We start from the raw sequence: 12,387 nt of genomic DNA, 5'->3' as shown, positions 1-12,387 counted from the left end.
ACAGGTACTGGATAAAACATCAGTTATCCATACAAGGACTGGCATGGAGCACACCCCCCTCACCCCACGGCAACAGCAGATTCTGGATCTTATCCAGGACGCGATTGCCCGCACCGGCGCACCGCCCACCCGGGCTGAAATTGCGCGCACCCTGGGCTTTCGCTCCGCCAACGCGGCCGAGGAACACCTCAAGGCCCTGGCGCGCAAGGGCGTGTTGGAACTGGTCAGTGGCACCTCGCGCGGCATCCGCCTCGTCAGCGATGCTGTGCGCCACATCAATGCCGCCCGGGGCACGCACTTCGATCTGCCCATGACCGCCATGCAACCCCTGCTGCTGCCCCTCGTCGGGCGTGTGGCCGCCGGTTCTCCCATTCTGGCGCAAGAGCACATCGACCAAAGCTTCGCCGTGGAAAGCAGCATGTTCCCCACCAAGCCGGACTACCTGTTGCGGGTGCGCGGCATGTCCATGCGCGACGCAGGCATACTGGACGGCGACTTGCTGGCCGTGCAATCCACACGCGATGCACGCAACGGCCAGATCGTGGTGGCGCGCCTGGGTGACGAAGTGACCGTCAAGCGCCTGCGCAAATCGGCACACGGCATTGAGCTGCTGCCCGAAAACCCGGACTACCCCGTCATCCAGGTTGGCGAAGAAGACAACTTCGCCATTGAAGGGTTGGCGGTCGGACTGATCCGCAACAGCCTCCTGCTCTAAAACCACCCACCGCCCAGTGCTTCTTCGGATGTCTATGCTGCCTTTCGAGAGCGGCAGGGACAGCCATCGCCTGTAATTGACTGCAACCACCCCAAGGAATCGACCATGACCACGCTGCACTGTGAACTGCCTTTGCCCAGATCCACCTGCCGCCCCCGGGTGGCCAGTAACCAGGACCAGTTTCATGCGCTCACCATGCCGCTGCCGGCCAGCAGCGCCTGCCACGGCAACGTCCGCCTGATGCGCCGCCCCAAGGATACCGACAGGGCACGCTTTGCCCTGTCCGGCAAGCTGGCCGACGTCTGTGCGGCCCTGGAAGCACTGGCAGCCCAGGAGGCCCGCCACCGCTTGCGCTGCGCAGCCAACTGATGGTCATCGCCCTTGGCTGGCAATGCACGATGGAAAACGCCTGACAAGAAACATCGCCAGACCGGCCAACACAAGCCCCCACGCCCACACGAACATGTGTCATGCCTGCGCAAGCTGATGAAACTGCTGCATGACTTGCCCGGACAGGAGGACTTATGAGCCACACACCTTCTTCCACACCACGCCAACCCACGCTGCCCAGCAGCGGTGGCCTGATGGGACGCAGCTTCATTTACCGCACCGCGGAGAAAACCGACGTGCGCCTGACCTGGGCGCGCGCCAAGGCCAATCTGCCATTGCTCAGTGCACAGGTTGCCAAGCTCTCCACTCCATAGCATCTGTCGCTTGCCAGCTTTGGGGGTTAGGCCTGTTTGGCCACAGAACTTGGAATCGCCAAAGCTGGATGCACTGCAAACCTGATGCAGGTACTGCACAGTCTTGCAACACTGCTGGTCTGCCACACATGCACTGCCGTGCCACAACGGCCTCGCCGAAGGCCTGCTCGCCGCGTGCAACTTCTGAATGCCTTCCGCGCTCATCTTGCCTACGGGCGATGCGCGCCATCCCCTCCTCCGCCAAACACCACCGCCGCACTGGCAGCGCATCAATGCACCGTCCTACTGCGCCATGGATTGCTGGAACATCCGCCTTGGAATAGATTGTCTGAAACGCAGCATTCGCGGCACCCAGGAGACTGGACATGTTCAAACACCTGCTGATCCCCACCGATGGCTCCGAACTCTCCAAGGAGGCCGTTCGGGCGGGCATCCGCCTGGCGCACGAACTGGATGCAAAGGTCACCGCACTGTACGTGATGCCGGATTACAACGCGCTGATCTATGGTGCAGAAGCCCTGCTGACCATCAACGCAGCAGAATTTGATGCACATGTGCAGAAGTACGCAGACAAAGCCTTGCACTTCGTGGAACACTTAGCGCGCGAGCAAAACGTCCCCTGCGCCACGGTCCGCACGGCTAGCGCCTCCATCTACCGTGCCATTGTCAAGCAGGCCCAGGACTTGGATTGCGACCTGATCTGCATGGCCTCCCATGGACGCAAGGGAATCAGCGAACTGTTGCTGGGCAGCGAAACCCAGAAGGTGCTGACCCATTCCAGCATTCCCGTGCTGGTGCACCGTTCAGCTTTTCATGGCCGCAAAAAGCCTAGCGCAGGGCCCAATGCCCGCGTCGCCGATGGGACGGCCTCGATGGTGTCGGCAGTGGGCCTCACCATCCTGCAAAGCGCTCGCCCAAGTCCGCTTCACGGCGACTTGGCCACGCTCGCTCAATACATGCCGTACTGGTAGAGAAAGTACAGCGCCGCCAGCACGCCGATGATGGAGAGCACGGTCATTGCACGGTACATACCCATCCTTTCATTGCGACACAGACATCTTGCGCCAGTTCCCCCATGGCCTGCTCCTTGCTCAGAGACAGACAATGCTCCGTTTTCGAGAGCATGTCGCGTTGATTAGATCAGCCATCGCCCACAATTTCTACAGATTCCACGACTGCAGACACTGCACCCAACCGACGAGCCAGCCGCCGCTTCCTACCAAACACGACAGCCCACTCGACTCCCAACGCAGCGACTGGCAAAGCGTATCGCTGCGCTGGCTTAGCGTCGCTCATGGGTGCGCAGCATGCAACACGGCTCAGGCGGATGTTTCGGCATCTGGACACTCGGGCTGGAAGACTTCCACCCGATTGCGCCCATAGCGTTTGGCCTGGTACAACATCTCATCGCTGTGTTTGAACACCGCCAACACATCGCGTGCATCTTGTGGGTAGCAGGAGATGCCCACGGAGATCGTGATCTTGCCGACCACAGGAATTTCTGTCGCTTCCACGTTTTGCCGGAGTCTTTCTGCAATCTTGGCTGCGTCCACCTTCTGGGTGCCGGGCAGCAAGATAACGAACTCCTCCCCACCCACGCGGCAGGGCACATCATCCACACGGCAGATGTGCGATAGAAACTGCGCCAAATGCTGCAGCACCATGTCACCGACATCATGGCCATAGGTGTCGTTGACTGTCTTGAAATAATCAATATCGATGGAAAGCACGGAAAAATCCATCTGCAGACTTTTGAATTTCCGGAGTGCCGCATCCAGACTCCTGCGATTACCGAGCCCTGTCAGCGGATCCTTGTGCAAATCCTCTCGCAGTTTCCTGATATTTCCGTGCAACAGCCCGACCCCCAGGAGCATGGCTTTCTTGAGCTCCTGGGCTTCAAAATACCAGGACTTCACATTCTGGATATTTTTCTCGGTTCCATCGTCATTCATGCGTTGCGCGCCATCGGCCAGCATGCGCAACGGCATCGATATTTTCTTGGCAGACCACACAATCACCACAAAACACAGAATCACCGCGGGCAGCGTCTTGTAGACCACCTGCTGCATCAGATTATCCAGCGGCGCCAGCGCGGCACGCATGGGCCGCTGTGCGACCACCCCCCATCCGGTGGTGCGTGCAATCGCAAATCCGGTGAGCATTTCAACCCCTTCGCTGTTGACGATGATGGACTCGCCTTCATCCCCCTGCACCAGCCTGTCGATCAGCGGATTGTTGTCGACGGTCTTGCCCAGCCTGGCCGCATTCGGGTGGTAGATCAGGCGTCGGTTCTGGTCGACCACGTAGATATAGGAACCATCCTTGTGATAATGCTCGCCCAGTAAACGGTGCAGCGCACTCTTTTTTTTCAGATACACCGTGCCGGCGACAAATCCCAGGTAATCCCCATTCTCTGAAAAAATGGGGTGCGAAATGAAGATCAGCAAATTGCCGGCTGTCGAAACATAAGGATTGCTGATGACCGGGGCCCGTTTGCGGATCGACTCCAGCACCCCAGGGGTACTGAGTTTCAAGCCGGTGATTTGCAAGGCTTCCGGAGAAGTGGCCAGCACCTCGGTGGTCACATCCACGATCAAGACCGAATTAAAACTGTCCGTCTGCAACCTGATTCTGTCGACCTCCGAGGCAAGGGTCGGTTTGTCATGCAGTTTGCCCGACAGAACAGCGGCGGAAAACATCAGCTGCTGCTGCGCTGAGCCGAGAAAATCATCGGTCGTCTTTGCCAGCTTGTCCGCATAGACATAGTTGTTCGCCAGCGAGGCCTGAATCAGCTGCTGCCGTTGCACGCTGTAGGCTGCATAGAAAGCACTGACCACAATCACAAGCCCACTGACAATGGAGAGCATCAAAATGAGCTTGCGCAAATCCACAGAAAAATTGTTTTTATCCAAGACAGCAACCTTAAACATCTGCAGTCCCACAGCACCGCAGCAAAACATCGAACGACCCCGGCAAAGTTTACATTCGCGGCTACGGTTCACCGGCCTCAGGGCGCACGCAAAACATGCGCCGCCTCAACGAGGCTTCACCCGAACCGGCCATTTGTGCTGTGCCCCGGCGAGGCACTGCCGCGTACTTGCTGCAGGCCATGCACTGGCTGCGCACCCAACGCTGCATCCAAGCTCCCAATTCCATAGCTTTTCACGCTGGCGCAATCAGCGTCACGGCCATTTTTTGCACAAAAAGAAACCGCCCGGCATACACCGGGCGGCTGCAGAGATTGCGCCGTGCGAAACAGATGTGTCCACGGTGCGCTGTTGGTTGGGAAGACCAACCTGCCTCAGACAGCCTGGGACATGTCCCAGGGCTTAAGGCAAGGGCCTGCCGGCTTCAGCAATTGCCTTTTTTGGCCTGACCCGGTGGACAGAAACCACCATGGCCGCCGCCAGCACCGGGGTCAATCACCACGGAGCCACTGGGTGTGTACACCGCGCAGCCACCCAGCAATGCCGCCACCAAAGTCCATCCGAGCAGTTTTTTCATGATGATGATTCAGGAGTGAGAATGGCTGCCGAGTGTAGAAGCAAGCGCTGCAACAAGTCTTATTAAGGCGTAACAACATGCTGCAGCGACACTGGCAAAGTTTCTACCAATGGTTCCATCTTTTACCGACCCCGCCGGCACGCAGTGCCGGGCACAAAGCTGCTTGGATGACAATATGGGCATCAACCGGTAGAGCCGGGGCTGCAGCCACGTCACAATGCAGGCCTGCCCTTGCGAACCAACCTGGGCCGGATATTGCTTCCAAGTCTCTGATGGCCACAGGTACGCTGCCGCCACCTGAACCCCGCGTTTTGGCAAGATCGCTTAAAGGGCTTGCCGCAGACCCATTGAAGAAATCAAGCACTTAGAAAGCACGCTGAATGCTGAACATCGTCATCCTGGACGACTACCAAGACACGGTCCGCAAACTCCAATGCGCTGCCCGCCTGGACGGGTTCAACGCCAAGGTCTACACCAACACCGTCAAAGGCATGGGTCAACTGGCCGTGCGTCTGCGCGATGCGGATGTGATTGTGCTGATTCGGGAGCGCACACCGCTGTCTCGCCAGCTGATTGAGAAACTGCCCAAGCTCAAGCTGATCGCCCAGGTCGGCAAGGCCGGCCCGCACCTGGACGTGCAAGCCTGTACCGACCACGGGATTGCCGTCGCCGAAGGCGTGGGATCACCGGTGGCCCCGGCCGAGCTGACCTGGGCCCTGATCATGGCGGCCATGCGCCGACTGCCCCAGTACATCTCCAACCTCAAGCACGGTGCCTGGCAGCAATCGGGCTTCAAGGCAGCGTCCATGCCGCCCAACTTCGCCATGGGCTGTGCGCTGCGCGGCCGCACCCTGGGCATCTGGGGCTATGGCCGCATCGGGCAGCTGGTGGCGGGCTATGGCAAGGCTTTTGGCATGGCCGTGACCGTGTGGGGCAGCGAGGCATCGCGCACCAAGGCCCTGCAAGATGGCTACCAGGCCGCCACCAGCCGGGAAGAGTTCTTCGCGCACAGCGACGTGCTGTCCCTGCATTTGCGACTGCATCCGCAGACTCAGCACATCGTGCGCCGGGAAGACCTGGCGCTGATGAAGCCCACGGCACTGCTGGTGAACACCTCGCGCGCCGAATTGATCGAACCCGATGCACTGGCCAGTGCTTTGACGCAGGGCCGGCCCGGCCTGGCGGCCGTGGACGTCTTCGAGAGCGAACCAATCCTGCAAGGCCACGCACTGCTGCGCATGGAAAACTGCATCTGCACGCCACACATTGGCTATGTGGAGCAAGACAGTTACGAGCTCTACTTTGGTGCTGCCTTCGACAACATCGTGCACTTCTTCCAGGGCCAGCCTGTCAACATCCTCAATCCCGAGGTGCTGAGCCAGGTCTGAAGCCAGCCTGCCGCGACAGGCAGGCCCTCAACCCCGCGTGGCGGGTGGGTCGCGCAGGTCGGCCAGTTCCTGGGCCACGGCCTCATTCACGGCCGCGCTGACCAGCCCCTCAACCTCCTGGCGAATGGACTGGTACAGGGCCTGGGTCTGCAACTGCACCACATCGGCCAGGGCATAGCGCAAGCGCTCTTCCAGCACGCCGTCCAGGCGCTCCATCACGCGCAGCTGCAGGGTCTGCGCCAGGGCCAGTCCCTGGTCGCGCAGCGCATCCGGCGTCATCGCGGTCACGCTCACTGGCGCGGGGGGCAGCGGTGCTTCGGCGACGGGCACGGGCTGCACTGGCACCCGATCAGGCACGTCCTGCGCGGGGTCTGGCAACCGGGTAGAGGGTGCCACAGCGGGCTCCACCACCTCGGTCAAGGTCGGCACAAACCGCGGAGGCTGACGGTCACTGGGCTGCATCAATTACCTTTCAACACCAGGTCGTGGCGCTCGATCGCATGGCCCGCACCCTGGTAGGCGCGCCAGCGCACACGCGCCTGGGCACGGTCCTCATCGTCAAAGCTGGAGACCACCTCGACCACCTTGGCAAATGCCTCGAAGCCCTGGGGCATGTCCAACCCCAGGTTCAGCAGTACTTCACGGTGGGTACTGGCCTGGGCCTGTTCCACCAGCGCCACAGGCGCCAGAGCCAGCAGCTCGGCATCGTCGCCCTGCAAGGCATGCGCCAGGAACTCGTGCCCGGCGTATTTCCACAGCTTGGCGGACAGCTGGCGCAGCTGCCACATCGGCGCCACCACGGTCACCCGCGCATCATGGCGCAAGGCCTTGCGGATGAAGCGGCAGGCGTAATCCAGCTTGTCAGGCGCATTGAAGTGGAATGCGACCTGCACTGGGGACTCGGCCATACTCATCCAGCTTTCGCAGCCTTGGCCGGGGCTTTGCCAAGCGCCGACTTGGGCTTGGTCGCCGTCTTGGCAGGCTTGGCGGCTGCCGCACTGTCCAACAGGTACTGCACCAGCAAGGGCACCGGACGGCCAGTGGCACCCTTGGCGGCCCCCTCTTTCCAGGCCGTCCCGGCAATGTCCAGATGTGCCCAGCGCATGGTGCCCACGAAGCGCTGCAGGAACTTGGCTGCCGTGATCGATCCGCCAGCGCGGCCTGCCACGTTGCCGACATCGGCAAAATTGCTCTTCAGGCCTTCGGCGTAGTCGTCATCCAGCGGCATCTGCCAGCACAGGTCCTGGCTCTTCTCGCCCGCGTGCAGCAGCGCCTGACCCAGGCTGTCTTCGTTGGCATACATGCCGGAGCGCACGCCCCCCAGCGCAATCACACAAGCCCCTGTCAGGGTGGCGATGTCCACCACGGCGGCAGGCTTGAAGCGCTCGGCATAGGTCAGGGTGTCGCACAGCACCAGGCGCCCTTCGGCATCGGTGTTCAGGATTTCAATGGTCTGACCGCTCATGCTGGTCACCACATCGCCCGGTTTGATCGCGCCGCCATCGGGCATGTTTTCGCACGCAGGGATCAGGCCCACGACGTTGATCGCGGGCTTGAGCTCGACCAAGCTGCGGAAGACGCCCAGCACGCTGGCAGCACCGCACATGTCGAACTTCATCTCGTCCATGGCTGCGGCAGGCTTGAGCGAAATACCGCCGGTGTCAAACGTGATGCCCTTGCCCACCAGCACCACCGGGGCCTGCGACTTGGCGGCCCCCTGGTAGGTCAGCTCGATGAACTGCAAGGCCTCCTTGGAGCCTTGCGCCACCGCAAGGAACGCGCCCATGCCCAGCTTGGCCACTTCTTTCGGTCCATGCACCTTGCAATCGATGTCTGCATGCTTGGCCAAGTCCTTGGCCGCCTGCGCCAGCAAGGTGGGCGTGGCATGGTTGGCAGGGCGGTTGCCCCACTCCTTGGCCAGGCCCTGGCCCAAGGCCACAGCCACGGCCTGCTCGAACGCTGGGGTGGCTGCACGCTTGTCCGCGACCCCCACGGTCACCTTCTGCAAGCCCAGCGCCTTGGCCTGGGGCTTGGTCAGGGTGTAGACATAGCTGGCATCGGCCACGCTGTGCACGCTGGCGCGCACCGCAACCGGTGCATCGTCCAGGGCACTCAGGCACAGCACCGCGTGCTGCACGCCCTCGGCCTTGAGCACGGCGGACACACTGCCCAGGGCTGTGCGCAGATCGCGCTGACTGCCCGAGCCGGCGCCCACCAGGAGCACCCGACGCGCCTGCACGCCGGCAGGCTGGTAGCAGTGCAACTGCTTGCCGGCCGCATGGCTCCAGTCGCCATGGCGCACCGCAGCTTCGACCAGCGCCGACAAAGGGTCTTGCGCAGGCTCAAACGCCTGGGGCACCAACAATACAAGAAGATCACACTTTGCAACGGCTGCACTGGACAGGCTCAAAGCCTTGAGTTCAAAGTTCATAATCGGTGTTTTCCTTTTGAGCCAATGTTATTCGATTCATCCATACGCAAGGAGCTGGGACGCAGCTTCGGTGCCACCCTGGTGGTGCTCATCACCGTCGTCATGACCATGATGCTGATCCGGACCCTGGGCCAGGCGACCAAGGGCACCGTCAGCCCATCCGATGTGATGCTGGTCATGGGCTTCACCGTACTTGGCCAGATGTCCACCATCTTGACGCTAAGCCTGTTTGTGGCTGTTGTCGGCACGCTGTCGCGCATGTACCGCGACAGCGAAATGGCCATCTGGTTCGCCAGCGGCCAGGGACTGGCCAGCCAGCTGCGTCCGGTGCTGCGCTTCGCGTGGCCGATTGTGGCAGTCATTGCCGTACTGGCATTGCTGGTATGGCCATGGAGCAACCACCAGATCCAACAGCTGCGCGCCCAGTTCGAGCAGCGCAGCGACATTGACCGCATCGCGCCCGGGGAGTTCCAGGAATCTTCGGACGGCACGCGCGTGATCTTCATCGACAAGGACACGGTCACCACCGAGGCTGCCAGCAACATCTTCCTGGTCGAGCAACGCCAGGGACGTGAATATGTGACCTCGGCCAAGTCCGCCCACCTGGAAACCGTGGACGGCTTGCGCAACGCCGTGCTCGAGAACGGCCAGCGCGTGGAGACCGACCCTGCCACAGGGCAACTCAAGCTGACGCATTTTGAAGCCTACACCGTGCGCCTCGAAGACAACGCACCGGCCAAGACCAGCCTGACCGCCCGTGCGCTGTCGACCCCGGAACTGTTCCAGGCCCCCAACCCCGTCAACCTGGCCGAAGCCGGCTGGCGCGCGGGTTTGCCGCTGGCAGCCTTGAACCTGCTGGTGCTGGCACTGGCCATCACCATCGTCAACCCCCGCGCCGGGCAAAGCACCAGCCTGGTCGTGGCACTGCTGGCCTTCGTCGTCTACTACAACCTGATGAGCGTCGGCCAGAGCTGGACCGCCTCGGGCCGCATCGGGCTGACCGGCTATGTCCTGGGCGTGCATGGCAGCGTCTTCGTGCTGGCGGTATTGGGGCTGGCCATCCGCCACCATCGCTGGCACCTCAAGGACCTGTGGCAACGCCGGGGAGCCACCGCATGAAGACACTGCGCAGACTGATCTACCGCGACACCGTCAGTGCCATCGGCTTTGTGGCCCTGGCGTTTCTGGCGCTGTTCTTTTTCTTTGACCTGCTCGACGAGATGGGCGATGTGGGCCGCACCGTGGGCGAGACCACCTACACCGTCTGGCATGCCTTGCTGGCCGTGTCCCTGGGCATCCCGAACCACCTGTACGAACTGCTGCCGATTGCCGTGCTGATCGGCAGCATCTTTGTGATGGCCCGATTTGCGCAAAGCTCGGAGTTCACCATCATGCGCACCAGCGGCCTGGGGCCCTGGCTGGCGCTGCGCACCATGCTGCTGCTGGGCGCCTGCTTTGTGGTACTGACAGTGGCGGTCGGCGACTACATTGCGCCCGCCGCCGAGCGCATGGCCCTGGTGGCCAAGGCCAAGTACCTGGGCAAGACCTCGACCACCGGCTCCACCGGCGCCTGGCTCAAGGAAAAAAACAATGGCAACACGCTGGCCGTCAATGTCCGTTCCGTGCGCGCCGACGGTGCCCTGCAGGGCATCCGTGTGTTCCAGTTCGATGGCCAGGGCCGCATGGTGCTGCAAATCCATGCCGACAGTGGGCAGGTGCAAAGCACTGCCACCGCCTGGGACCTGACGAATGCCCGCATCGCGCGTTTCCGCTACACGCCTGACGCCCAGGGTGCCGAAACAGCCCAGGTCACGCGCGAGCAGGCGCCCAGCCTGGAATGGCCCACCAGCATCACCAGCGAAATGCTGGTGGCCGCCGTGCACAAGCCCGATCGCATGCCGACCCTGGAGCTTTTCCAGTTCATCCAGCACCTGAAGGCCAATGACCAGTCGGCGCAGAAGTACGAAATCGAGTTCTGGCGCAAGGTTTTCTATCCCCTGAGCTGCCTGGTCATGGTGGTGCTGGCCCTGCCCTTTGCCTACCTGCACTTCCGCTCCGGCGGCATTGCCGGCTACGTCTTCGGCGGCGTGATGGCCGGCATCAGCTTCTTCCTGCTGAACAACGTGTTCGGCTATGCCGGCAACCTGCAGAACTGGTCGCCCATGCTGACCGCTGCCGCGCCAGGGCTGATCTACTCAATATTGTCTTTGGGGGCCTTTGCATGGCTGGTGATTCGCCGATGAGCACGCCGTTGTCACAGCGCGGCATCGTCTTCTTTGCCCATGGCTCGCGCGATCCGCAGTGGCGCCTGCCGATTGAGGCGGTGGCGCAGCAACTGCTGCGGCAACACCCGCAGGCACGCTGCTGCACGGCCTACCTGGAACTGACCGAGCCCGACCTGCCCACGGCCGCGGCCGATCTGGTGGCCCAGGGCTGCACCCACATCACCGTGCTGCCGATGTTCCTGGGCACCGGCCGCCACGCGCGCCAGGACCTGCCGGTGCTGGTGGCCGGATTGCGAGACCAGCACCCCCAGGTGCAGTTCGAGGTGGCCACCGCCGTCGGCGAAGACCCGCGCCTGACGGCCTTGCTGGCCGAGATGGCACAGCAATACATCGCATAAAACAAGACACCTTTAGACATTTACTTCATAATAATGAAAGCATCGTTGCTTTCATCCTGTTATGAACCTCCACCAATTCCGTTTCGTCCAAGAAGCTGCGCGCCGCAACCTCAACCTCACCGAGGCGGCCAAGGCCCTGCACACCTCGCAGCCCGGTGTCTCCAAGGCCATTATCGAGCTGGAAGAGGAATTGGGGGTGGACATCTTTGCCCGCCACGGCAAGCGCCTCAAGCGCATCACCGAACCCGGCCAGCACGTGCTCAAGAGCATTGAGCTGATCATGCGCGAGGTGGGCAACCTCAAGCGCATCGGCGAGCAGTTCAGCGCCCAGGACAGCGGCACGCTCAGCATCGCCACCACCCACACCCAGGCGCGCTACGTGTTGCCCAAAGCCGTGGCCAAGCTGCGCGATGCCTACCCCAAGGTCACCATCAGCCTGCACCAGGCCACGCCGCACGAAGTGGCGCGCATGGTGCTAGACGAGGTGGCCGAGGTCGGCATGGCCACCGAATCCCTGGCGGATTACCCCGATCTGGTCACCCTGCCCTGCTACGAATGGCAGCACGTGCTGGTTGTGCCCAGCGGCCACCCGCTGGCCACCAAGGAACGCATCGGCCTGGACGATCTGGCCGGTGAGCCGCTGATCACCTACCACCCCTCCTTCACCGGGCGTGGCAAGGTCGATGCGGCCTTTGCGACGCGCAAGATCGAGCCGCGCATCGTGCTCGAAGCCATCGACTCCGACGTGATCAAGACCTATGTGCGCCTGGGCCTGGGCATCGGCATCGTGGCCGAAATGGCGATGCGCGAAGACCTGGGCCCCGACCTGGTGTCGCGCCCCATGGGCCACCTGTTCGGCCAGAGCGTGGCGCGTGTCGCCTTCAAGCGCGGCGCCTACCTGCGCAACTTCGTCTACAAGTTTGCCGAGACTCTCAGCGACCGCCTCTCGCGCGACCTGATCCTGCGCGCCATGAGCGGCCACGTGAACGACTACGAGCTCTGATCCCTTTCCCAGAAACAGG

The 12,387-nt window shown here is 62.0% G+C and carries 12 protein-coding genes and 1 pseudogene; 9 read left to right on the top strand and 4 right to left on the bottom strand.

What is annotated here, in order from left to right; all coding sequences use genetic code 11:
- Window positions 1-43: 43 nt before the first annotated feature.
- From lexA to KAQ61_RS06595, 4 genes and pseudogenes are all read left to right on the top strand, one after another.
- Complete coding sequence (gene lexA, locus KAQ61_RS06610) at window positions 44-715, top strand: transcriptional repressor LexA (RefSeq protein WP_043377811.1); 672 nt, start codon at window positions 44-46, stop codon at window positions 713-715.
- A gap of 105 nt (window positions 716-820) precedes the next feature.
- The gene (locus tag KAQ61_RS06605) at window positions 821-1,084 is read left to right on the top strand and encodes a hypothetical protein (RefSeq protein WP_154162810.1); all 264 of its coding nucleotides are present in this window, start codon (window positions 821-823) and stop codon (window positions 1,082-1,084) included.
- A 155-nt stretch (window positions 1,085-1,239) separates the two neighbouring features.
- On the top strand, window positions 1,240-1,419 hold the full coding sequence (locus KAQ61_RS06600; RefSeq protein WP_210930871.1) for a hypothetical protein: 180 nt from the start codon (window positions 1,240-1,242) through the stop codon (window positions 1,417-1,419).
- A 365-nt stretch (window positions 1,420-1,784) separates the two neighbouring features.
- Window positions 1,785-2,222, top strand: a pseudogene (locus KAQ61_RS06595) (universal stress protein); the annotation flags it as partial.
- A 516-nt stretch (window positions 2,223-2,738) separates the two neighbouring features.
- On the opposite strand, the gene KAQ61_RS06590 reads toward KAQ61_RS06595, so the two are convergent.
- The gene (locus KAQ61_RS06590) at window positions 2,739-4,331 is read right to left on the bottom strand and encodes a sensor domain-containing diguanylate cyclase (protein WP_244983007.1); all 1,593 of its coding nucleotides are present in this window, start codon (window positions 4,329-4,331) and stop codon (window positions 2,739-2,741) included.
- A gap of 975 nt (window positions 4,332-5,306) precedes the next feature.
- On the opposite strand from KAQ61_RS06590, the gene KAQ61_RS06585 reads away from it, so the two are divergent.
- Entirely contained in the window at window positions 5,307-6,311 is a 1,005-nt protein-coding gene (locus tag KAQ61_RS06585) for a D-2-hydroxyacid dehydrogenase family protein (RefSeq protein ID WP_210931758.1), read from the top strand.
- A gap of 27 nt (window positions 6,312-6,338) precedes the next feature.
- Here KAQ61_RS06585 and KAQ61_RS06580 read toward each other — a convergent pair whose 3' ends face one another.
- The 3 genes from KAQ61_RS06580 to KAQ61_RS06570 form a co-directional block, all read right to left on the bottom strand.
- Complete coding sequence (locus tag KAQ61_RS06580; RefSeq protein ID WP_244983006.1) at window positions 6,339-6,707, bottom strand: hypothetical protein; 369 nt, start codon at window positions 6,705-6,707, stop codon at window positions 6,339-6,341.
- Window positions 6,708-6,772: 65 nt separating this feature from the next.
- Window positions 6,773-7,219: a DNA polymerase III subunit chi gene (locus KAQ61_RS06575; RefSeq protein ID WP_210930863.1), complete on the bottom strand. Its 447-nt coding sequence runs from the start codon at window positions 7,217-7,219 to the stop codon at window positions 6,773-6,775.
- A 2-nt stretch (window positions 7,220-7,221) separates the two neighbouring features.
- Entirely contained in the window at window positions 7,222-8,742 is a 1,521-nt protein-coding gene (locus KAQ61_RS06570) for a leucyl aminopeptidase (protein WP_210930861.1), read from the bottom strand.
- Window positions 8,743-8,766: 24 nt separating this feature from the next.
- Between KAQ61_RS06570 and lptF the strand changes: the two genes are divergently transcribed.
- The 4 genes from lptF (at window position 8,767) to KAQ61_RS06550 (ending at window position 12,368) form a co-directional block, all read left to right on the top strand.
- Window positions 8,767-9,861, top strand: coding sequence for an LPS export ABC transporter permease LptF (lptF, locus tag KAQ61_RS06565; protein WP_210930859.1), 1,095 nt, complete (start codon window positions 8,767-8,769; stop codon window positions 9,859-9,861).
- The gene (gene lptG / locus KAQ61_RS06560) at window positions 9,858-10,985 is read left to right on the top strand and encodes an LPS export ABC transporter permease LptG (RefSeq protein WP_210930857.1); all 1,128 of its coding nucleotides are present in this window, start codon (window positions 9,858-9,860) and stop codon (window positions 10,983-10,985) included. The genes lptF and lptG overlap by 4 nt, the downstream gene beginning before the upstream one ends.
- On the top strand, window positions 10,982-11,365 hold the full coding sequence (locus KAQ61_RS06555; protein WP_244983005.1) for a sirohydrochlorin chelatase: 384 nt from the start codon (window positions 10,982-10,984) through the stop codon (window positions 11,363-11,365). The genes lptG and KAQ61_RS06555 overlap by 4 nt, the downstream gene beginning before the upstream one ends.
- Window positions 11,366-11,426: 61 nt before the next feature.
- On the top strand, window positions 11,427-12,368 hold the full coding sequence (locus KAQ61_RS06550) for a CysB family HTH-type transcriptional regulator (RefSeq protein WP_042417853.1): 942 nt from the start codon (window positions 11,427-11,429) through the stop codon (window positions 12,366-12,368).
- Window positions 12,369-12,387 lie beyond the last annotated feature (19 nt).

This window comes from Comamonas aquatica, assembly GCF_018064205.1.
GTDB lineage: Bacteria > Pseudomonadota > Gammaproteobacteria > Burkholderiales > Burkholderiaceae_C > Comamonas > Comamonas aquatica.
This window is presented reverse-complemented; position numbering and strand designations above follow the sequence as displayed.

Excerpts from the sequence above, each read along its gene's own strand:
- lexA (WP_043377811.1), top strand. The coding sequence starts at position 44 with ATGGAGCACACCCCCCTCACCCCACGGCAACAGCAGATTCTGGATCTT.
- KAQ61_RS06605 (WP_154162810.1), top strand. The coding sequence starts at position 821 with ATGACCACGCTGCACTGTGAACTGCCTTTGCCCAGATCCACCTGCCGC.
- KAQ61_RS06600 (WP_210930871.1), top strand. The coding sequence starts at position 1,240 with ATGAGCCACACACCTTCTTCCACACCACGCCAACCCACGCTGCCCAGC.
- KAQ61_RS06575 (WP_210930863.1), bottom strand. The coding sequence starts at position 7,219 with ATGGCCGAGTCCCCAGTGCAGGTCGCATTCCACTTCAATGCGCCTGAC.
- KAQ61_RS06570 (WP_210930861.1), bottom strand. The coding sequence starts at position 8,742 with ATGAACTTTGAACTCAAGGCTTTGAGCCTGTCCAGTGCAGCCGTTGCA.
- lptF (WP_210930859.1), top strand. The coding sequence starts at position 8,767 with ATGTTATTCGATTCATCCATACGCAAGGAGCTGGGACGCAGCTTCGGT.
- lptG (WP_210930857.1), top strand. The coding sequence starts at position 9,858 with ATGAAGACACTGCGCAGACTGATCTACCGCGACACCGTCAGTGCCATC.
- KAQ61_RS06555 (WP_244983005.1), top strand. The coding sequence starts at position 10,982 with ATGAGCACGCCGTTGTCACAGCGCGGCATCGTCTTCTTTGCCCATGGC.
- KAQ61_RS06550 (WP_042417853.1), top strand. The coding sequence starts at position 11,427 with ATGAACCTCCACCAATTCCGTTTCGTCCAAGAAGCTGCGCGCCGCAAC.